Source organism: Marinifilum breve (assembly GCF_003202155.1).
In the GTDB taxonomy this organism is placed as follows: Bacteria; Bacteroidota; Bacteroidia; order Bacteroidales; family Marinifilaceae; genus Marinifilum; species Marinifilum breve.
This window is the reverse complement of the sequence record NZ_QFLI01000003.1, coordinates 219113-240475: the sequence shown is the minus strand read 5'-3', so window position 1 is coordinate 240475 and position 21363 is coordinate 219113. Positions and strand designations below refer to the sequence as shown.

The 21363-nt window shown below is 35.8% G+C and carries 16 protein-coding genes; 13 read left to right on the top strand and 3 right to left on the bottom strand.

Features of this window, described 5'->3' with window-relative positions; translation table 11 throughout:
- Window positions 1-10 precede the first annotated feature (10 nt).
- Window positions 11-1774: an NADH-dependent [FeFe] hydrogenase, group A6 gene (locus DF185_RS08635; protein WP_317046843.1), complete on the top strand. Its 1764-nt coding sequence runs from the start codon at window positions 11-13 to the stop codon at window positions 1772-1774.
- A 55-nt stretch (window positions 1775-1829) separates the two neighbouring features.
- Window positions 1830-2309: an NADH-quinone oxidoreductase subunit NuoE family protein gene (locus tag DF185_RS08630; protein ID WP_110360352.1), complete on the top strand. Its 480-nt coding sequence runs from the start codon at window positions 1830-1832 to the stop codon at window positions 2307-2309.
- A 310-nt stretch (window positions 2310-2619) separates the two neighbouring features.
- Here DF185_RS08630 and DF185_RS08625 read toward each other — a convergent pair whose 3' ends face one another.
- Entirely contained in the window at window positions 2620-3630 is a 1011-nt protein-coding gene (locus DF185_RS08625) for a Kelch repeat-containing protein (RefSeq protein WP_110360351.1), read from the bottom strand.
- Between the two features lie 278 nt (window positions 3631-3908).
- Between DF185_RS08625 and DF185_RS08620 the strand changes: the two genes are divergently transcribed.
- The 4 genes from DF185_RS08620 to DF185_RS08605 all read left to right on the top strand — a co-directional run bounded on the left by DF185_RS08620 (window position 3909) and on the right by DF185_RS08605 (window position 8667).
- Window positions 3909-5384, top strand: a complete 1476-nt coding sequence (locus DF185_RS08620) for a DUF4270 family protein (RefSeq protein ID WP_165835984.1) — start codon at window positions 3909-3911, stop codon at window positions 5382-5384.
- Window positions 5385-5417: 33 nt separating this feature from the next.
- On the top strand, window positions 5418-6680 hold the full coding sequence (gene bamG, locus DF185_RS08615) for a BamG family beta-barrel-assembly machinery protein (RefSeq protein ID WP_133250003.1): 1263 nt from the start codon (window positions 5418-5420) through the stop codon (window positions 6678-6680).
- A gap of 203 nt (window positions 6681-6883) precedes the next feature.
- Window positions 6884-8317 (top strand): [FeFe] hydrogenase H-cluster radical SAM maturase HydG, encoded by a 1434-nt coding sequence (gene hydG / locus DF185_RS08610; protein ID WP_110360348.1) that lies wholly within the window; start codon window positions 6884-6886, stop codon window positions 8315-8317.
- An 86-nt stretch (window positions 8318-8403) separates the two neighbouring features.
- Window positions 8404-8667 carry a hypothetical protein gene (locus tag DF185_RS08605; RefSeq protein ID WP_110360347.1) on the top strand — a complete coding sequence of 88 codons (264 nt, stop codon included), beginning with the start codon at window positions 8404-8406 and terminating at the stop codon, window positions 8665-8667.
- A 36-nt stretch (window positions 8668-8703) separates the two neighbouring features.
- On the opposite strand, the gene DF185_RS08600 is transcribed toward DF185_RS08605, so the two are convergent.
- Together DF185_RS08600 and hydE are read right to left on the bottom strand one after the other, a co-directional pair.
- Window positions 8704-12501 carry a sensor histidine kinase gene (locus tag DF185_RS08600; protein ID WP_110360346.1) on the bottom strand — a complete coding sequence of 1266 codons (3798 nt, stop codon included), beginning with the start codon at window positions 12499-12501 and terminating at the stop codon, window positions 8704-8706.
- A 643-nt stretch (window positions 12502-13144) separates the two neighbouring features.
- The gene (gene hydE, locus DF185_RS08595; protein ID WP_110360345.1) at window positions 13145-14236 is read right to left on the bottom strand and encodes a [FeFe] hydrogenase H-cluster radical SAM maturase HydE; all 1092 of its coding nucleotides are present in this window, start codon (window positions 14234-14236) and stop codon (window positions 13145-13147) included.
- A 272-nt stretch (window positions 14237-14508) separates the two neighbouring features.
- On the opposite strand from hydE, the gene DF185_RS08590 reads away from it, so the two are divergent.
- The 7 genes from DF185_RS08590 to DF185_RS08565 all read left to right on the top strand — a co-directional run bounded on the left by DF185_RS08590 (window position 14509) and on the right by DF185_RS08565 (window position 21360).
- Window positions 14509-16569: an acetate--CoA ligase family protein gene (locus DF185_RS08590; protein ID WP_110360344.1), complete on the top strand. Its 2061-nt coding sequence runs from the start codon at window positions 14509-14511 to the stop codon at window positions 16567-16569.
- Between the two features lie 108 nt (window positions 16570-16677).
- Window positions 16678-16827: a hypothetical protein gene (locus DF185_RS23570; protein WP_165835983.1), complete on the top strand. Its 150-nt coding sequence runs from the start codon at window positions 16678-16680 to the stop codon at window positions 16825-16827.
- Between the two features lie 89 nt (window positions 16828-16916).
- A complete protein-coding gene (locus DF185_RS08585) occupies window positions 16917-17609 on the top strand; it encodes a hypothetical protein (RefSeq protein WP_110360343.1) in 693 nt (230 codons plus the stop codon).
- Between the two features lie 51 nt (window positions 17610-17660).
- Entirely contained in the window at window positions 17661-18182 is a 522-nt protein-coding gene (locus DF185_RS08580) for a flavodoxin (protein WP_110360342.1), read from the top strand.
- Window positions 18183-18472: 290 nt separating this feature from the next.
- Complete coding sequence (locus DF185_RS08575) at window positions 18473-19804, top strand: aminotransferase class I/II-fold pyridoxal phosphate-dependent enzyme (RefSeq protein WP_110360341.1); 1332 nt, start codon at window positions 18473-18475, stop codon at window positions 19802-19804.
- A gap of 190 nt (window positions 19805-19994) precedes the next feature.
- The gene (locus tag DF185_RS08570) at window positions 19995-20222 is read left to right on the top strand and encodes a 4Fe-4S dicluster domain-containing protein (protein ID WP_054716272.1); all 228 of its coding nucleotides are present in this window, start codon (window positions 19995-19997) and stop codon (window positions 20220-20222) included.
- Window positions 20223-20274: 52 nt separating this feature from the next.
- The gene (locus DF185_RS08565; protein WP_110360340.1) at window positions 20275-21360 is read left to right on the top strand and encodes a 3-methyl-2-oxobutanoate dehydrogenase subunit VorB; all 1086 of its coding nucleotides are present in this window, start codon (window positions 20275-20277) and stop codon (window positions 21358-21360) included.
- Window positions 21361-21363 lie beyond the last annotated feature (3 nt).

The window sequence follows — 21363 nt, the reverse complement described above, 5'->3', positions numbered from 1 at the left end:
AATGGAAAAAATGATCAAATTAACCATTGATAATAAGCAAATAGAGGTACCTCAGGGAACTACTATTTTTGAAGCTGCAAAGCAGTTAGGAATTGAAATTCCAACGCTTTGTTATATGCACTTAGGTGATATGGGCATTGAACACAAGCCTGGCGGATGTCGAATTTGTGTTGTTGAGGTAGAAGGACGTCGTAATTTAGCGCCTTCTTGTAACTCAAAGTGTGAGGAAGGAATGGTCATTCACACTCACAATATGAGAGTATTAAATGCTCGTAAAACTGTAATGGAGTTGATGCTTTCTGATCACCCATTCGATTGTTTGGTTTGTGCTAAATCAGGTAACTGTGATTTACAAACTATGGCACATCAGTTCGGTGTTCGTGAATTACACTACAAAGGTGAGCAGTCAACATATAAGGTAGATTACTCTCCATCTATTATCCGTGATATGGATAAGTGTATCATGTGTCGTCGTTGTGAAACAATGTGTAACGACGTACAAACAGTAGGTGCTCTTTCTGCTGTGAACAGAGGTTTTGAGTCTGTAGTAGCTCCAGCTTTCGAAATGGATTTGGAGAAATCTACTTGTACTTACTGTGGGCAGTGTGTGGCTGTATGTCCTACTGGTGCATTAACTGAAAAAGATCACACCAATCAGTTGATTAGAGATCTTGCTGATCCTAAGAAAACTGTTGTTGTTCAAACGGCTCCTGCTGTTCGTGCTGCATTGGGTGAAGAATTTGGAATGGAAGCTGGTACGTTGGTTACCGGTAAAATGGTTTCAGCTCTTCGTCAGTTAGGTTTCGATAAAGTATTCGATACTGATTTCGCTGCCGATCTTACAATTATGGAGGAAGGTACTGAGTTGCTTGAGCGTTTGCAAAAGCACCTTGATGGAGATAAGGATGTGAAGCTTCCTATCCTGACTTCTTGTTGTCCAGGTTGGGTCAACTTCTTCGAGCATCATTTCCCTGATATGAAGGATATTCCTTCTACCGCTCGTTCTCCTCAGCAAATGTTTGGTCCTATTGCTAAGAACTATTTGGCGAAGCAAATGGGTATCAAGCGTGAGGATATGATCGTTGTTTCAATCATGCCTTGTTTGGCTAAGAAATATGAGTGTCAGCGTGATGAGTTCAAGGTTGATGGAGATCCAGATGTAAACTATTCTATCTCGACTCGTGAGTTGGCGAACTTGATCAAGCAGGCTAACATGGATCTTAGCATTATGGCTGATGAGGACTTCGATAATCCTCTTGGTGAGTCAACTGGTGCTGGTGTTATTTTTGGTGCTACTGGTGGTGTAATAGAAGCTGCAGCTCGTACTGCTTATGAAGTATACACTGGTAAAACTCTTGAGAAAGTTGATTTTGAAGCTTTACGTGGTATGGAGGGGATCCGTAGCGCAACTGTAGATTTCGATGGTCTTCCAATTAATATTGGTATTGCTCACGGTCTAGGTAACGCTCGTAAACTTCTTGAAGATATCCGTGATGGTAAATCAGAATATCATGCAATCGAAATTATGGCTTGTCCAGGTGGTTGTATTGGTGGTGGTGGTCAGCCATTGCACCATGGCGATTCTTCAATATTGAAGAAACGTGCAGCTGCTCTTTATCGTGAAGATGAAGGTAAGGCAATCCGTAAATCGCATGAGAACCCATACATTATTAAATTGTATGAAGAGTTCTTAGGTAAGCCATGTAGTGAATTGTCTCATAAATTGTTACATACTCATTATTTCGATAAGAGTAACGAAATAGAGATTGAATAAATTATTTTGAACCATCTGGATTTTTAAAATCCAACTAATATAAGGAGTTTATATTATGGCAAAAATTAAATTAGCAAAATCCAAAGTTGATACACTTGTGGAGATTTGCAAATCATTTGATAATGATGGAGCCGAGTTGATTAATGTACTTCACAAGGCTCAAGAGACATTTGGTTACCTGCCTGCAGAGGTTCAGGAAATCATTGCTCGTGAATTAAACGTTTCCGTTGCTCACGTTTATGGTGTTGTAACATTCTATTCATTCTTCTCTATGGTACCAAAAGGAGAATTCCCAATTTCTATTTGTATGGGAACCGCTTGTTATGTAAGAGGTGCTGAGAAAGTATTGGAAGAGTTTAAACGTTTATTAGATGTTCCTGTTGGTGAAACTACAGAGGATGGTAAATTCTCTATTAGCTGCCTTCGTTGTGTAGGAGCTTGTGGTTTGGCACCTGTTGTTACCATTGGTGAGCGCGTTTACGGACGTGTTGCTGCTGGTGATGTAGCAGATATCATCAAAGAGTATCAATCGTAAATTACTGAATTAATATATCCTAAAACCTCCGGCCTTGGGTCGGAGGTTTTTTTGTTAACGTTTATTAACAAGTAAAAGTTAAAACTTGTTAAATATATGATGATGTAATATGAATTTATAGAATATTTCTTTCGTATTATCTGTTTTAAGAGATCGGAATATTTCCTATTGAAGGATCTTTTATAAAGATACAGTTGCTTAAACTATATAAGGAAAAATGATAATGCCTTTCAAAGATTATTTGGAATTATAAGGTGTAAAAAAAGCCGTTTCAAATTTGAAACGGCTTTTGAGATTATAAGATTAATTTCTAGTTATCCTTATCGTCTTCATCCATTGTTGGGTTGAATTCCCACATGTCATCAAAGTAAAAACCTGATGTGCTTCCTGTAGTAACAAAACCTCTGTTGTTTAAGGTAAATGCAACAGCATCCATTCTTGCTTGAACTTCTGGGCTTTCAAGTTCTGTTTTTTCATCCCACTCATCTCTGGTTGGATCATATTCCCAAACGTCTCTTTTCAAACCAGAACTTATACCAGTTGCGATATATCCTTTACCATTAATTACAAAAGAAACAGCTTGTGATCGTTGTACATCTTCCCAACGGTTATCATCATCTAGATCTTCTTTTCTTGTCCATCCATTAAATGTATTGGTCACTTTTGCAGGATCGTATTCCCAAACATATTTTAAGCTGTTTTCTCCTGAAACAATGTATGCTTTGTCATCGATTACAAAAGCAGTAGAGTTTCTAGATTTTTCACCATCAAATGCTATTTTTGTCCAATTTCCATCGTATTTGTAGAAATCTTTCAAACGCGTACGGTCTTCACCTTCCTGAAAACCATAACCTGTACCAACGTATCCAACACCATTAATTGAAAAAGCAATGGCACCTTGTCTAGCTGATGGGCCTCCCGTCATATCAATTGCAGTTGAATTCCAAGTATCTGTAGTTGGGTCAAATTCGAAGAAATCGCTTAATCTTTCATCATCATCATCCACTCCTAAACCAACATATACTTTTCCATTAGCCTCAAAAGCTACAGCTTCTCTTCTTGCTACACCAGGGAAATCATTCTGAACTTTGCTCCAACCATCTTGAAGGCTGTACTTGTAAAATGTCTTTAATACGTCCTTTCCATCATAACCTGTACCAACATAAGCGTAATCACCAATTACAAAGCTTACAGCACCGCTTCTAGCACGTCCTTCAAATGAAGAACTTTTAATCCAGTTACCCACTAAATCATTATCGCTACCACAGCTGGTAAAAAATAGAGATAATGCAAATAATACTATTAATAGTCGTTGTTTCATTTGTTATGATTTTATCAATTAATTTTTAATTTCTTACTAGTGTTTAAAACATCCTATATTATGTAGACGACAAATATAAAATAAAAATCCATAAGTTCATTTTTAGACAGTAAAAATAAGCGGTATTTAACAAATTTTACCAATTAAAGAATAAATTCGATAGTGTCAATATTTTATTTATATTTGTGCGTTATCCAAAAATATGACAAAGGTTAGCAATTAATCATAAGTTGGTGTTAGCTCCTTAGGTTATATGATTCGTATTTTAAATTATGAGAATGAGAACAAACCATGTACTTTTATTGCTGTTAGCACTAAGTTTATTTATTAGTTGTAACTCAAACAATTTTGAAGAACATAAAATCGGAGACAATTTAATTGATGAAAACTCGGAAGTTGTTCTTATCGATTCGCTCACGATAAAAAGCTCAACTGTAATCATGGATTCTTTGGTTACTTCAGGCTTTAAAAAATCTATTTTGGGAAGATATCAGGATGAATTCTTGGGAGATGTAAAAACAGAGTTTTATGGTGTGCTTGATTTTAGCGGTGGATTTAAAAAACCAACAAGTAGCGAAGGGGCTGATATTAACATAGAGTTTGATTCATTGGTGTTTATGGCATACCCAGATACACTATATTTTGGGGATACATTACAACCGCAGAGAATAATAATTAATCAATTGTCAGAGGAAATAGAATTGCCTGATAACGAGTTGGCATATTATGCTCATTCTAAATTTGATTATAATGAAAATCCACTTCTGGATACAGAGTTTTTTCTTAAGCCAGTTAAGCAGTCTAAATATAATCAGGTTATAGATAATCATGGAGCAGAAGGGGAGATAGATTATAGTGAAAAGTACTATGGTAAAGGTATCTTCATAAAAATGGAAAATGCAGATGCAATTGCATTGGGTAAAGAAATTGTAGACTCGGTAAATACCGAAAGTGAAATATTTAATAATGTGAACCAATGGCATAAGTTCATAAAAGGTTTGGTTATTAGACCAGGAGATGAAAATACGGTTATGTGGCAAGCTCCAATTGGTGAAGGAAAATTGAAATTAAGGCTGTATTATCATGAAACAGATTACGAAGATGCAGGTAAGCAAAAATTTCATGATTTTCAAATTGTAGCAGATGGACCAGACGAACAAAAGAGTTTTACAAATTATTCCTCTGATCGTTCAAGTACACCGCAAGGCTTAGATCGTTTAATCAAACAAGAGGATGAATTGGATTCTGAACAGACTGATCATTTAACATTTATTCAAGGCGGTGTTGGTTTGTATACTAAAATAAATATTCCCTATATAGAAAACTTAAAAAGATTAGGAATAGCCGGAGGGGTTTTAAAGGCAGAACTGATAATGTATCCAAAAAATGATAGTTTTGACGATGAATTATTCCCTTTGCCTACAGCTGACAAATTTTCTAGATTAACTAGTTTGATCCTATATAATACAAATGAAGATAATGAGTTTCGATCGTTTATTCCTGGAGTTAACAATACAGCTATAGCCTTTAGGGTAAATGATAATCTTCAAAATAAGGACGAAACGTTTTATTCTGTTGATTTAACTTCTTATGTGAATAGTGTAGTTGTGAGTGGAAAAGAATACGAGGATGCTATTTTGATTGGGATTCAGAGGGAGGTTGTAGGAAATACCTATGATCGTCTAATTATTGAGGATGATCCAGATTCTGATTATAGGATGAAATTAAAGGTAACATACGTAATTCAGCGATAATAGGGAGAGTTAAGAAAAATATTTACAAAATATATGGCTAGATTAATGAAAAGCTTAAAATCTATTGGTAAATTCTGCTTTTTGTCAGTAATGGGATTAATTTTGATCTCTTCTAATCTGACAGCACAAAATAATACAAGTTCCCCATATTCTTATTATGGCTATGGAGAGTTGATGACTCACGATATTGCAAATCCTACTGGTATGGCAAGTTTGTCATATAGTAATGGTAGTGTTTTGAATATAAACAATCCAGCGGCACTTTCTCAATTGGATAGCTTGAAGTTTATATTCCAATTTGGAATGAGTGCTAAATTTAGTAGGTTAAAACAAGGGAATGATGATGATACGTTTAATGATTTAAACTTTTCTAAATTAGCATTTGGTTTTAAAGCAGCACCTGGTTATGGTGTGGCAGTTTCTTTAGCTCCATATACAAGTTTGGGATACGACATTACTAATATTGAATTTATTGAAGGAGGAACAGACTATGTTGTTCGTTCTTTAACAGGAACTGGTGGACTAAACCAATTGATTTTGTCAAATGGATTTAGGGTAACGAAGAATTTATCTTTGGGTGTAAATGGGATTTATATATTTGGAAATAATAGCCGAGACGAGTCCATTCTTCCACAAGGTGGATCTGCTTCGACTTATTTAAATACTTCAAAGTTAATCTCGTCGGGATTAAATTTTAATGTTGGTGCGCAATATCAATTCAACTTTATAGATAACTCTATTGTTCTTGGGATGAAATATCAACCAAAAATTGGAATTAGAGCCAAGAGAGAAGTTGAAGTGGTGAATTTAGGGACAATTAGTTATAATGATACGCGTCATGGAAGATATGAAGTTCCGGAGATTTATGGTCTTTCTTTAGGTGTTAATAAAGGAAAACAGCTTTGGTTTGGAGCTGATTATTTATTAGAAAGATGGAGTGAAACGAAAAAATTCGAGAAAGAAAATCAGTTAGTTGATCGTAATAAGTTTTCACTTGCAACCATATATGAAGCAAATGATGGCTATGCAACCAAATTTTTTAAGAAGTTGACTTATCGTTTTGGAGCGTTTTATGATACTGGATACATGAAAGTAAGAGATGAGAGAATCACAACGAGAGGTTTCAGTTTTGGGGTAGGCATGCCATTGGCAAGAGGAAAAGGAATGATTAATGTTTCATTTGAATTTGGTCAAATGGGCTTAACTGCCAATAATCTAGTGAGAGAGGATTATGGAAAAATTAATATAGAATTGAACTTGTTCGAGAACTGGTTTATTAAGAGAAAATATCATTAAAAGCTAGATAAATTTAAATCGAAACCCTTGGAAAAAGCCAAGGGTTTTTTTGTGTTAAAAATTTAAATAGAAAATTTGGACCTCAAACTCCAATTTGTAATCATTTCAAAATAATAATGATTAATTTTGTGCTGAAAACTAACAAAATACTATACAACTCAAATGTTGTTTAGCACTTGAGTTGAAGATATACAGCGAATAACATGAAAATGATCTACAAACCTCAAGAGTATCGGATTAAAGATGAAAGGATGAAACCTTTTATCGATGAATCTGAAATTTGGGAAATGCTTGATGAAGCTGACGCTTCTAAGGAAAATGTTCGTCGAATTATTAAAAAGTCACTTGATAAGAATCGACTGAGTTTACAGGAGACAGCAGTACTTTTGAAAACAGAGGATCCTGAATTGATTGAGGAAATTAAAGAAGGTGCTCGAACTTTGAAGGAGAGAGTATATGGTGATAGAATTGTGATTTTTGCTCCTTTATACATTGGAAACAAGTGTACCAATAATTGTACTTATTGTGGTTTTAGAGCATCTAATAAAAAACAAAAAAGAACTACGCTTTCACACGATCAGATTATTAGTGATGTAAAAGCCTTGGAGGATAATGGTCAGAAGCGTCTAATATTGGTGTATGGTGAACATCCAATGTATGATGCCGATTTTATTGCAGATTCCGTAAAAACGGTTTATACGGTGAAATCGGGTAATGGCGAAATCCGACGTGTGAATATTAATGCGGCACCTTTGGATATTGAAGGCTATAAGAAGGTGAAAGAAGCTGGGATTGGAACTTATCAAATTTTTCAGGAAACCTACAATCGTGAAGCTTACGCGAAATATCACATTAGTGGAAAAAAATCAGATTTTGATTGGAGACTTACTGGTTTAGATCGTGCACAGGAGGCATTGATAGATGATGTTGGAATTGGCGCCTTATTTGGACTTTTCGATTGGAAATTTGATGTAATGGGCTTGGTTCGTCACGTAAATCATTTCGAAGCATGCTACAATGTTGGACCACACACCATCTCGTTCCCTAGAATTAAGGCAGCTTCAGATTCTACAATTGATCCTAAGTACGAAGTTAGCGACGAAGAGTTTATTCGTTTGGTAGCTATTTTGAGATTAGCGGTTCCATATACTGGTTTGATTCTAACTGCTCGAGAAACTCAAGAAATTCGTGAAGAAGTAATCCGATTAGGGGTATCACAAATTGATGCGGGAACCAATATCCAATTGGGAGGATATACCGAAAAATCGAGAGAAGAACAGAAGTTAGATCATGAACAATTTGAGATTGGTGATACCAGAAGTCTTGGAGAGGTAATTGATGAACTTTTGGATAAACAATACTTGCCTTCATTCTGTACGGCTTGTTATCGTAAGGGAAGAACAGGTGAGCATTTTATGGAGTTTTCTGTTCCTGGGTTTATCAAGAGGTATTGTACACAGAATGCAATTCTTACTCTTGCTGAATATCTAGAGGATTATGGTACTCCGGAAATGAAAGAAAAAGGATACAAGCTAATTGATTTAAAGAAGAAAGAGCTAAAAGATATCCAAAAGGTTGAAGAGTTAGAAGAACGTCTTGAGCTGGTTAAGAAAGGCAAACGCGACCTTTATTTCTAATCAATTCATTGGATTTTGAGTTTATAAAATAGTGCATTTTTTGTAACTTATTAAGGCCCTATTTGCTAATTCAAAATTCAGTAAAGATGATTAAATCAGCAATTCGAATTTTTGGGATTCTTATCCGCGATAAGGATAAAGAAAATGGCTGCGTTCAAGAAATTCTGGCTCGATATGTTAATTCCATAAAAACCAGATTAGGTATTTATGAGGTTGAGCATGCAGAAAATCACCCTTATGGCCTGATATTGATTCAGGTTATTGGTTCAGAAGAAGATATGGATCGGTTCGAAAAAGAAATTTATGCAATAGAAGGTGTTGAGATTCAGCACATGTTTTTTGAACCTTAATCGAAAAGAAAATGTCCGGATTATCCGGACATTTTTTTATATGGCTTTTTCTAAATCGATGTAGAAGTTGGCTCCTTTTCCAAGTTCACTTTCACACCAAACCTTGCCTTTCATGGCTTCTACGTATTTCTTAACGATGGATAAGCCTAGTCCGGTTGATTTTTCACCACCAGTTGGTCTTGAGCTTAATACTTGAAATTTCCCGAAAAGCTTATCTTGATCTTCGGCTGAAATTCCTGGCCCCTCGTCGCTGACCAAGGATCTAATTTTATCGCCTTCTTCCCAAATTTTAATGTGAATGTTCTTGTTGTTTGGAGAAAACTTAATGGCATTTGAAACCAGATTTTCATAAACTTGCGTCATGTAATTTGGATCTACCATTGCATAGGTATCATTTACTTCCAAATTTAATTTTAGTTGTTTTTGTTGCAGATGGTCCTTGAAATGCAAATTCACCATTTCAATCAACTTCTTTAAGTTGGTTTTTTCCAATTGTAAGTTGATAGATTTTGATTCAATTACACCAATATCGAGGATTTTTGAAATCATTTGATTCATTCTCTGCAATGCTTTCAACATGAAAGATACATTTTCTACATCTTCAGAATTGTTTTCAGAAATTAATTTATCCTTTAAATATTCCGTAATCGATATGGTAGATGTAAGAGGGTTCTTTAAATCATGAGCAATGATCCCTATCAAATGGTTTTTCTCATGATTTAATTCTGTGAGTTCTGCATTCTTTACCTGAATTTCTTCTTTTTGCTTTCTAATATCCTTATTGGCTCTTTGTAATACCTTACTTTGTGCTTCAATTTTTCGGTACGATTGTGCATTCTCGACCGCTATACTTGCATATACCGCTATATTTTGCAAAAGCGACAGATGATAGTTCTGATAAGCATTGGTCTTGAAGCTTTGAACAGTGATTACTCCAATTGTTTTATTTTTCACCTTTAGGGGCAAATAAATCACCGATTTTGGTGTGCCTGATTTTTCAACGGGAATAATCTTAGTGATGTATTTGTGATATTCCTTTTGTAAATCCGTAATAAATACATCTTTTTGTTCTTTGTAACAGTAAATCGCTAACCTGGTATCATCTTCCATTGCGAATTCAACCGAGTCTAGATTTGTACCATCCTCTTTAATTCTTGGGAAGACCAAACTATTGCTCTCTTTTTGGTAGATTCCGATTCCAAAAATGGCGGCATCCATTAATTCATTTACCGATTCATAAACTGTATCGATGATGCTTTCAACCGATAAATTAGCGGTAATTACCTTTCCAATATCATTCAAATGAATCAGGTTGATATAAGATTTTTGAAGGTTTTGCGCCTGTTCGCTAATTTCATCTTTTTGCTCAGCCAATATTTTGTTTTGAGCTTCGATTTCGAACTTTTGCTCGCGAACTTCTTTTGTTTTTTCAGTGACCAACTTTTCAAGCTCAATTCTTTTTTGTTGAATGTTTCGAATTCGAGCCATCATGATTAGGTAGACAACAAGTGCCAACAATAAAATTTCGAGACTAATGGCCCACCAGGTTTTATACCAAGGAGGTCTAATCTTAAAATGATATTCATAAGGAGATGAAGTCCATTTTCCATCACTATTTGAAGCCATTATTTTGAAGGTGTATTCTCCAGGCGGAATTCTGGAGTAAATTGCTTCACTCTTGTCACTGACTGGCGACCATTCCTGATCTAATCCTTCCAATTTCCATTTGTATTTTACTTTCTCGGGTGCTTTATAGCTTAGAGCCTCAAACTTAAATGTAAGATGATGCATATCGTGAGTGAGGTTGAGATCCTGTGGTAATGGGAACCAAGGATTGACACCACACATGCATTTGGAGTATTTTTCATCTCTCCAATTTACTTTTCGGAAGAATAATTTAATATCAGTTAATTGAATAATTGGAGGATTTGGGTTGATAACATCTTTTGTTGGGCTAAACATCATGGCGCCATTAATCGTTCCAAACCATAGGTTTCCCTTTTTGTCGATATAATTACATGAGCCGTTATTTTCAACTCCAACAAAGCCATCGAATTTGTTATAATGCCTGATGCTTTCAACAGCACTGCTATCATTATAGTTTATTCTGTCAACACCGCTTTGAGCTCCTACCCAAATGGTTCCATTTTGATCTGTGAGAATAGAGTAGGCAATGTCTGAACTCAATCCTTCTTCAGTGGTTACGTAAGTCCATGTTTTTCCATCCCATTTATTTATGCCTCCGCTAAAGGTAGCTGCCCAAATGTTGCCATTGGTATCTTCAGTTACTTGCATTACCCATTTGTAATTTAGGCCATTGGTTTCGTCAAAATTGATAACGGTATCCTTATCAAACATACTTAAGCCCTGAAAGTGAGAAAACCATGCCCGATTTTTTGAATCTACATATACATTGGTGATTTGATCGGTCTTTAGTCCATGGCTTTCAGTAGTGATTTGCGTTCGTCTGCCATTTTTATCGTAATGAACTACCCCAAAGCCCTGAGTGGTAAACCACATTTCGCCATCTTTTTCAAGAATATCAATAATTCCAGTCCCCGCAGGTAAGCCATATCGCTGCGATACTTCTTTAAACCTTGAGCCATTATATTCGATTAAACCATTGAAGCCAGCCATTAGAATATTGCCATTTGACAGCTGGTGAAAATCACGAATGTTTATTAATCCAGGGTGATCCGATTGAGTATAGGCTTTTCGTTCATTTCTCTTGTACTGCACGATTCCTTTACCTGATATGCTGAACCAGAAATTGTTTTTAGAATCCTGCATAATTGCACGCACAATATTTCCACCAACATCATTGGTAAAATCAATAGATAGGAACTTGTTATTGCCATACTTAATCAAACCGTTCCCGCTGGTTGTCATCCAAATATTACCTTCCTTGTCTTCAACAATATTGTTGATGAACGGGTTTATCAAACCTCGACTGGCATCTATTATTTTGCTGTATTTTTCATCAATAAGCAATACTCCAGTTCCAAAAACACTAATCCACAAACGATTATTGGAATCTAGTGTTACTGAGCCGATATTTTGAGGAGGGATATTGCTTGGCAGATCAATTTTTTGTGGTTTCCCATCCACCATTTTGTAGAAAACAAAACCATAATTCGGAATGAAGTTCGAAAACCATAGTTTGTTTTGATTATCGACTAAAGTTGGTACTACAATTTGTCCTTCAAATTCAGGAATATCGTTAAGTGTTGATCTGGACAGGATTTCATTTTTAAATTCAAATAAACCATCTATGGTAATGATGTAAATTGTTCCTTCATTATCCATTAGAATATTTCTCACCTGGGTTCTGTTTAGAATGTCTTCGTGCTCCTGAATAAAGTCTTTAAACTGTCCCTTTTCTCTATATATAATCTGTCGATTATTTAGATCATTTCCCAATGCCCATATTCGGCCTTTTTTATCTTCGAAAACCCTAAAATAAACAGCATTCGGAACATTGTCATCTGTTCCATAGTTTTTAAACGATACGCCATTGAAGCTTGTAATGCCAATACTTGTTCCAATCCATAAGTTTTCTTTAGAATCCTGATGTAAGGCCCTGATGTTATTATCTGCCAAACCATGACGACGATCGTAAGAAATGAACTCTTTGCCATTGAAGCGGGAAATACCACCACCATTGGTGCCGAGCCATAAATTTCCTTTCTGATCTTGAATTAAACTAAAAACTTCCGACTGAGGTAAACCTTCCTCAAGGGAATAATTTTGGAAGCTATACTGTTGCGCTTTGGAATGATGATTGGGGAGTAAAATCATACAAAGAACCATACAAAACACCACAAAATATCTCATAATACTCCTTTAAATGTAAATAATCTGCTAATGCCATTTAAGGTACAATTTTTTTGAAGGAATTGAAAGTGTTAATACCATGCTACAGCTTGGTTTTTTGTTATTTATCTGTTAAGGTTTTAATTCAGTTTTATCTATTATTTTGCCATATGGATTAGTAAGTAATGATTTCACTCATTTTCGAACGACAATGGTGCTGAGAGTTTTTTTAGACACATTGTACGATTGACAATGCCAAATTTGAAGACAAAATCATACATTAATCGAGTGACAACGTGCATTTCGAAATTTTTAGAAGCGTTTTTCAAATGAAAAAAGGCCTTTTGAAGGTAAAAAGCCATTTTTTTCAAAAGAGAACGTACCTTTTGAATTCAAAAAGTCGTTTTAAATGAGTTAGAAAGTAGATTTTAAATTGAAAACTGCCTTTCAAAAACTAAAAACGCCCCTTTTTAATTTAAAAAGCCATTTTCTTTGATTTAAAACGTGCCTAAAAGATTAAAAAGGCCTTTTTCCACTCGAATAACGCAACTTTTTAATTTCAAAAGCAGTATTGTCTTTTGAAAAATGTGTCTATGAAACTTGTAGAGGTTTATTGAAGAACAATTAACTCAATTAGAATTTATTGAATTGTGCTTTTTCTTTTTTAAGCATCCTTCCTTCTGCTAGCATAGTGTCTCGAATCTCCCCATTCGCCATAACCAATCTCTCCATCGGCCATGTTAATTCTGGCTTCCATGCAGTTTGTACAATCATCAGCACCTTCATCAATACAAGGTTTGTTCTGATAAAGCAAATAGTTGGCTCTTTCGTTTGTTGGGGTAATATTTGGCATGATGATGTTGGCACCAATTCTTAGGGCCTTTTCTCGTCCCAAAGGATCAATTGCTTGCAGAGCTGTTGCTGATGCAATGTTGATGTCTTTCATTAAAATACGCAATACGGCAATCATTCTAAGGGTTAATCTGAATCTATCATTCAAACTCATTAACTGATCGCGATATTCATACAATGGCGTTTCATCATGCTCGATGAATGGTCCCATTCCTACCATATCGATGTCAAATTCTTTCATGAACAACAAGTCGTTGGCCAAATCTTCATAAGTCTGAAATGGAATGCCAATCATTACACCTGTTCCAGTTTGGTATCCGATATCCTGTAAATATTTCAAGCATTTCAATCTGGTTTCGTGCGCATGATTTTCATTCTTTGGATGAATTTTCTCGTATAGCTCACGATTGCTCGATTCAATTCTTAGTAGGTATCGGTGAGCGCCTGCATCATACCAGCGTTGGTAGGTTTCTTTCGTCTGTTCACCCAAGGAGATGGTAATTCCCAGCTCGTTATTGCTCAACTTCTTAATTTCTTTCAACAGATTTTCAATTCTGTCAACAAATTCCTTATCCGATCTTTCGCCAGATTGTAATACCACCGAGCCATAGTTGTTATCGTAGGCAAATTTTGCTGCCTTTAGTATTTCTTCGTCAGCAATGTCGTATCGATCAACATTTTTGTTGCCTACTCTAATTCCGCAGTACAAACAATCCTTTTTACAGATGTTCGAGAATTCAACCAAACCTCTGAAATGAACATTTTTCCCAATGTAATTAAGCTTTACTTCGGATGATTTGGTAAACAATGCTTTCTCATCTTCTCCAGTAGATTTTAATAATTGGATTATATTTTCTTTTGTTAATGAGTCTTGCTCCAGGATCTGTTGAATACTTTTTGACATCTGATTTTGTATCTGTTGTTTCTCCGACAAAAATACTTATAAAATTCTAGCTTTTTGTACCATCGGATACAATTTGGAATAAAATACTCTTAAATCTTAATATAGTGTTATTCGAAAACGTTTGAGTGGAAATGAGATAGCTATGCTTCTAAATAACAATATTGATAAGCGAAAATGTAAATTTTACTTACGGATTGTTTGATAAATCAGCTCAATAGGAGCAGATTATTACTATATTTGTCGGAAAATTGAAAAACTATTAACAACAAAACATGATAAACGAACAGTTACTTAACCCCCAAAGTATAGTTGTAGTTGGCGGTTCCGACGATGTGCAAAAACCAGGTGGAAAGGTTTTAAAAAACCTTATCGATGGAGATTTTAAAGGCGACTTGTATGTAGCTAATCCTAAATTGGATGAAGTACAAGGTGTTAAATCATTTAAAGACCCTAAGGATCTGCCTAATGTAGATCTTGCAATTTTGGCAATTGCAGCTAAATTTTGTCCTTCTACAATTAAATTCTTAGCAGAAGAGAGAAACACTCGTGCTTTTATTATTCTATCGGCTGGTTTTAGCGAAGAAAACGAGGAAGGTGCTAAACTAGAACAAGAAATTGTTGATACAGTAAACTCGGTTGGTGGTTCATTAATTGGCCCGAACTGTGTGGGTGTTTTAAACTCAAACTACAATGGTGTTTTCACCACTCCAATCCCAAGTTTAGATCCTAAAGGTTGCGATTTCATTTCAGGATCTGGAGCTACAGCAGTATTCATTATGGAGTCTGGTGTTCCTAAAGGATTGTCATTCTCTAGCGTTTATTCGGTAGGTAACTCAGCACAAATGGGTGTTGAAGAAATTTTGAAACACATGGATGAAAGTTTCGATCCTGAAACAAGTTCGAAGGTAAAACTTTTATACATTGAAAATATTGATAAGCCTGAAATGCTATTGAAGCACGCTTCATCTTTAATTCGCAAAGGATGTAAGATTGCTGCGATTAAATCAGGTAGTTCGGAAGCTGGTAGTCGTGCTGCTTCATCGCACACTGGTGCTTTGGCTAGCTCTGATGTTGCCGTTGATGCATTGTTCAAAAAAGCTGGTATCGTTCGTTGTAGCGGTCGTGAAGAGTTGGCAACTGTGGCATCTATCTTCATGCATCCTGAATTGCAAGGTAAGAATGTTGCTGTAATCACTCATGCTGGTGGTCCTGCAGTAATGTTGACAGATTCTCTTTCAAATAACGGTTTGGATGTTCCTCATATCGAAGGTCCTAAAGCTGATGCTCTGTTAGAGAAACTATATCCTGGTTCTTCTGTTGCAAATCCAATCGACTTCCTGGCAACGGGTACAGCTCAGCAATTGGGTGATATTATTGATGCTTGTGAGAATGATTTCGATAACATCGATGCAATGGCTGTTATTTTCGGTAGCCCGGGATTGTTCCCAGTATATGATGTATATGATCTTCTTCACGAGAAAATGAAAGAGTGCAAGAAGCCTATCTATCCAATTCTTCCATCGGTAATTAATGTGAAGGACGAGATTGAGCACTTCTTGGCTAAAGGTAGAATCAACTTCCCTGATGAGGTAGTATTTGGTAATGCATTGGCAAAAGTGTACAATACGCCAAAGCCACAACCAGAAGAAATTGCTTTACCAGATGTTGATGTAGCTGGAATTCGCAAGATTGTTGATGAAGCTGATAACGGATATTTAAGCCCTGAGCAAATTCACAACTTGTTAGACGCTGCAGGGATTGCACGTGCACAAGAAGGTGTTGCTGATACGGAAGAAGAGATCGTAGCTTTGGCTAAGAAAATAGGTTTCCCATTGGTAATGAAAGTTGTTGGACCAGTTCACAAATCGGATGTGGGTGGTGTAACCTTGAATGTGAAGGATGAAGAAACTGTTCGTTCTGAGTTCAAGAGAATGATGCAGATTAAAGATACTTATGCAGTAATGTTGGCTCAGATGCTTAGCGGTACTGAGGTATTCATTGGTGCGAAGCGTGAAGATAAATTTGGTCACATGGTATTGTGTGGTTTAGGAGGTATCTTTATCGAGGTATTGAAGGATGTGAAAGCATCTCTTGCTCCAATTTCAACTGAGGAAGCACATGAAATGATTCAAGGATTGAATTCATACGGAATCATTAAAGGTGTAAGAGGTCAGGAACCAGTGAACGAAGATCGTTTTGCTGAAGCAGTAACTCGTGTGGCAGCATTAATGAAAGTTGCTCCTGAAATCTTCGAAATGGACTTGAATCCACTATTGGGTAACAAGGATGCGGTTGTAGCTGTTGATGCTCGTATCAGAATTGAAAAAGAATAATTGATAAAATAGATATCAGAAGATAGAGATGAGATGTGAGAAAATGTTTTTAGATTTTATTTGTCTCAAATCTCACATCTATTATCTAAAAGTCTAAATATATATGTGATGAGAAAGTGGAAAGATCTGAATAAGAATGAGAAAATGATGATCAGTTTTGTGATTATCCTTTTAATAGGGATCGTCATAAAGTGGAAAGATGTGAAGACAGGATTCTTTCAAGGTCTGGACAACTATACAGAGCAATCAGAAAAATAAAAACAATAGCATGGGATTCTTTCTCATGCTATTTGTTCAATTAGTATAGTTGTAATAACTGCTCGTAAATAATAACTAACTATAAAACAATGAAGAAACAAGATATTATCTTCTGGCTAGGATTCGTATTGTTGTTCTTGCCGTTTTTTGTATCTCAAACTGTTTTCGATTTTTATATCGATTTTAATAAGGAGCATGGCATGATAACAAGTTTCATCAAGTTTGCAATTTTGGCAACCATTGGTGAGGTAATCGGCTTGCGTATTCGAACAGGTAACTATTATCAAAAAGGATTTGGTGTAATTCCTCGTGCAATTGTATGGGGATTCTTAGGTTTAACCATTAAGTTGGCATTTGTAATTTTTGCAACCGGCACTCCAATTTTCTTATCATACCTTGGAGTTGAAGGTGCTATTGAGGCAATGAAACAGCCATTTACTGTAACAAAACTATTGGTGGCTTTCTGTATTAGTGCCTTTATGAACCTGATTTATGCACCAGTAATGATGACCCTGCATAAGATTACGGATACTCACATTGTTGATAATGGTGGTACTGTTGTTGGATTGCTTCGTCCAATAAAGTTTTCCAATATTTTTGTGAATTTAAACTGGGATGTTCAGTGGAACTTTGTATTCAAAAAAACAATTCCATTTTTCTGGATTCCAGCCCATACAATTACCTTTTTGTTGCCACCAGATTTCCAGGTTTTATTTGCAGCGGTTTTAGGTATTGTATTAGGCGTATTGCTTGCCATTGCGAGTTTGAAAAGTGCCAAATAGTTTTAACTTTGTAGAAGAAACAAGAAACACACTAACATAAAATATTGTCCTATGAGTAAGATTGGATTGTTTTACGGACCTGAAGGCGGAAATGTGGATAAGGTCGCTAAAATTGTAGCTGAAAAGATAACTACTAAAAAAGTTGAAGTTCATTTGGTTAAAGAAACCGACGCTGAAAAATTGAAGGAGTATTCAAATATCATCATGGGAATTTCAACGCTTGGAAAACATACTTGGTCATCTGATAATTCGGGTAATGATTGGGATGATTTTTTACCAAAATTGAATGGTTTAGATTTAAAAGGTAAAAAAATTGCTCTTTTTGGATTAGGAGATCATATTGCTTACGCAGATTTCTTTGTCGATTCAATGGGAGATTTGGCTGAGGCAATTAAACCTACAGGAGCCGAAATGATTGGTCAAGTTAGTGAGGAAGGCTATGAATTTAACGAATCAAGAGCATTTGTTGATGGCAAATTTGTTGGCCTGCCATTGGATGAAGACTTTGAATCAGACCTTACCGAAGAAAGGGTAGAGAAATGGTTAGAAGTTATTCTTCCTGAATTTGAATAATATTCTATAGAGTATAAAAATATAAGAGGCTGACGGTATTCCGATCAGCCTCTTTTAATTTGTAAGGTAATGAATCCTTAATGTGACGAATTGAAACATTTAAAACGATTACTTTGTTTAGATTGCAATCAAATAAGAGTTTGATGTTTTAATTTGTTATTAAAATTCGTAAAATTGCATAGAATTAGTAAGGTGAGTAGTAGTAGATGCTTAAAAATTGAAAGATTTTAAGATGGAAAAAGCTAAAAATATCACCAGCTATTAACCTTAACCACAAAATATACAGAGAAATGAAAAATACCCCCATAAATAAAGAAGTTGTTGATAAGCAATTAGCGTATTGTGGAATCAATAATATGGCTGATGCAACAATTCGTGATATTGTTCGTGTTGTAAATTTAATTCAGGAGGAAAGCGGAGAGAAATTCATTAGAATGGAGATGGGAGTTCCTGGATTAAAACCTGCAAAAGTGGGGATTGAGGCAGAGAAAAAAGCCTTAGAGGAAGGAGCCGCTTCGGCATATCCGATGTTGGAAGGGGTTAAAGCTTTAAAGGAAGAAGGTTCTCGTTTCGTTAAGAATTTCATGAATATCGATATCAAAGCTGATGGTATTGTTCCAACTGTTGGTTCAATGCAAGGTGGATATGCGGCTTTCATGGCAATTGGAAATTGTGATCCTAAAAAAGATACAATATTGTTTATCGATCCAGGTTTTCCAGTACAGAAAACACAGCTGGAGGTTATGGGACAGAAATACGAATCATTTGATGTATACAATTACAGAGGAGAGAAGCTAAGAGAAAAATTAGAAGAATTCCTTTCGAAAGGCAATATCGCTGGAATGATTTATTCAAACCCTAACAATCCGGCATGGATTTGCTTTAATGAAGAAGAACTTAAAATTATTGGTGAGCTAGCCAATAAATACGATACGATCGTGATGGAAGACTTGGCATATTTTGCTATGGATTTCCGTTCGGATTTAGGTAAGCCAGGTGTGGCTCCTTATCAGCCAAGTGTTGCAAATTATACAGATAACTATGTGTTGATGATTTCGAGCTCAAAAGCGTTTAGCTATGCTGGGCAGCGTATTGGTTTGCTTTGTATTTCAGATAAACTATATAGCCGTAAGTTCGAAAATCTTGAGAAAAGATTTGGTGGAACTGGTGAATTGGGATATACAATCATCTATAGAATTATTTATACTTTATCATCGGGCACTTCTCATTCGGCACAATATGCTTTATGTGCGATGTTGAAAGCTGCAAATGAAGGAAGTTTTGATTTTATTAACGATGTGAAAGAGTATGGTGAAAGAGCTCAAATCATGAAAAAGATGTTCCTAGAAAATGGTTTCGAACTGGTTTATGATACTGATGTGAATGTACCACTTGCTGACGGATTCTATTTTACGGTTTCATATCCTGGAATGACAGGGGCTGAACTAAATAAAGAGTTATTGTATTACGGAATTTCAGCAATTTGTTTGAACGAAACTGGTAGCTTGAAAGAAGGACTAAGAGCATGTGTTTCTCAAATTTCTCGTGATCAATTCAAGGATCTTGAATTCAGATTAAAAGAGTTTGAAAAACATCATCAATTAGAAAGTAAATTGAGCTAAAAAATATATAATGTTTTAATCCTTAGTGGATTATATTATTTAGATTGATTGTAAATTCTGGTGTTTAGGTGTAAGGAATTGAAATTCAGTTGATTTGATGGGATAATAAATTGAAAGTGGAATCATCAATATTGCTTTTAATTTGTTACCTTTAGAGTGTAAAAACATTTAATTTTTAATTATAAATGCTATGGCAAAATTTAAAGGTGCTATTGTAGTTGATACCGAAAAATGTAAAGGATGTGGACTTTGTGTAGTGTCTTGTCCTACAGCGGTTATCGAACTGGCAAGAGGAGTAAATGGTAAAGGTTATCATTATGCTCATATGGCCAATCCAGATGCTTGTATTGGTTGTTCAAGCTGTGGCTTGGTTTGTCCTGATACTGTAATTACAGTTTACAGAGCCAAGGCTAGCTAGTACAATAAGTACTTATTACTAAAATCTGAAAAATTTATAAAAAATATTCGTAATGGGAGACGTTCGTTTAATGAAAGGAAATGAGGTAATTGCAGAAGCAGCGATTCGCTGTGGTTGCGATGGATATTTCGGATATCCAATTACTCCTCAATCCGAAATTATGGAGACCCTAATGATCCGCAAACCAGAAGATGAAACTGGTATGGTGGTTCTGCAAGCTGAGAGTGAGGTTGCTGCTATTAACATGGTTTATGGTGGTGCTTCTTGCGGTAAGAAAGTAATGACTTCTTCTTCTAGTCCAGGGATTAGTTTGAAAGCAGAAGGTATTACTTATTTGGCAGGTGCTGAGCTTCCTGCATTAATTGTAAATATTGTACGAGGAGGCCCAGGTTTGGGAACTATTCAGCCTGCTCAATCGGATTACTTCCAAGCTGTAAAAGGTGGTGGTCATGGTGATTATAAATTAATCGTTTTGGCACCAGCATCAGTTCAGGAAATGAACGATTTTGTTGACCTAGGGTTTGAGCTTTCATTTAAATACTTAAATCCAGCAATGATTCTATCTGATGGTGTTATCGGTCAGATGATGGAAAAGGTAGAATTATCTGATTACAAACCACGTTGGACTGATGAGGAAATTGAAAAGATTTCAGGATCATGGGCAACTAACGGTAAGAAAGCTGGTGGCGAACGTAATATTTCAACTTCTTTGGATTTGGATTCTGCAAAGCAAGAAGTATTCAATCACAAACTTCAAGCTAAGTATAGAGCAATGGAAGAGAACGATGTTCGTTTCGAAAAAATTGCTTGTGATGATGCAGATTACTTATTCGTAGCTTATGGTTCAAGTGCAAGAATTTGCCAGAAATCAGTTGAGCTTGCAAGAGAAAAAGGTATTAAAGTTGGTTTGTTACGTCCAATAACTCTATTCCCTTATCCAACAAAGCAAATTCAAGAAATGTTGGGACAGGTTAAGGGTATCCTATCTGTAGAAATGAGTGCTGGTCAAATGGTAGAAGACGTTAGACTAGCAGTTGAAGGTAAAGTTCCAGTAGAACACTTCGGACGCTATGGTGGAATTATTCCAACACCAGAAGAGGTTGTGGAAGCATTGGAAGAAAAAATTTTAGGAAAATAAGTT

Excerpts from the sequence above, each read along its gene's own strand:
- DF185_RS08635 (WP_317046843.1), top strand. The coding sequence starts at position 11 with ATGATCAAATTAACCATTGATAATAAGCAAATAGAGGTACCTCAGGGA.
- DF185_RS08630 (WP_110360352.1), top strand. The coding sequence starts at position 1,830 with ATGGCAAAAATTAAATTAGCAAAATCCAAAGTTGATACACTTGTGGAG.
- DF185_RS08625 (WP_110360351.1), bottom strand. The coding sequence starts at position 3,630 with ATGAAACAACGACTATTAATAGTATTATTTGCATTATCTCTATTTTTT.
- DF185_RS08620 (WP_165835984.1), top strand. The coding sequence starts at position 3,909 with ATGAGAACAAACCATGTACTTTTATTGCTGTTAGCACTAAGTTTATTT.
- bamG (WP_133250003.1), top strand. The coding sequence starts at position 5,418 with ATGGCTAGATTAATGAAAAGCTTAAAATCTATTGGTAAATTCTGCTTT.
- hydG (WP_110360348.1), top strand. The coding sequence starts at position 6,884 with ATGAAAATGATCTACAAACCTCAAGAGTATCGGATTAAAGATGAAAGG.
- DF185_RS08605 (WP_110360347.1), top strand. The coding sequence starts at position 8,404 with ATGATTAAATCAGCAATTCGAATTTTTGGGATTCTTATCCGCGATAAG.
- DF185_RS08600 (WP_110360346.1), bottom strand. The coding sequence starts at position 12,501 with ATGAGATATTTTGTGGTGTTTTGTATGGTTCTTTGTATGATTTTACTC.
- hydE (WP_110360345.1), bottom strand. The coding sequence starts at position 14,236 with ATGTCAAAAAGTATTCAACAGATCCTGGAGCAAGACTCATTAACAAAA.
- DF185_RS08590 (WP_110360344.1), top strand. The coding sequence starts at position 14,509 with ATGATAAACGAACAGTTACTTAACCCCCAAAGTATAGTTGTAGTTGGC.
- DF185_RS23570 (WP_165835983.1), top strand. The coding sequence starts at position 16,678 with ATGAGAAAGTGGAAAGATCTGAATAAGAATGAGAAAATGATGATCAGT.
- DF185_RS08585 (WP_110360343.1), top strand. The coding sequence starts at position 16,917 with ATGAAGAAACAAGATATTATCTTCTGGCTAGGATTCGTATTGTTGTTC.
- DF185_RS08580 (WP_110360342.1), top strand. The coding sequence starts at position 17,661 with ATGAGTAAGATTGGATTGTTTTACGGACCTGAAGGCGGAAATGTGGAT.
- DF185_RS08575 (WP_110360341.1), top strand. The coding sequence starts at position 18,473 with ATGAAAAATACCCCCATAAATAAAGAAGTTGTTGATAAGCAATTAGCG.
- DF185_RS08570 (WP_054716272.1), top strand. The coding sequence starts at position 19,995 with ATGGCAAAATTTAAAGGTGCTATTGTAGTTGATACCGAAAAATGTAAA.
- DF185_RS08565 (WP_110360340.1), top strand. The coding sequence starts at position 20,275 with ATGGGAGACGTTCGTTTAATGAAAGGAAATGAGGTAATTGCAGAAGCA.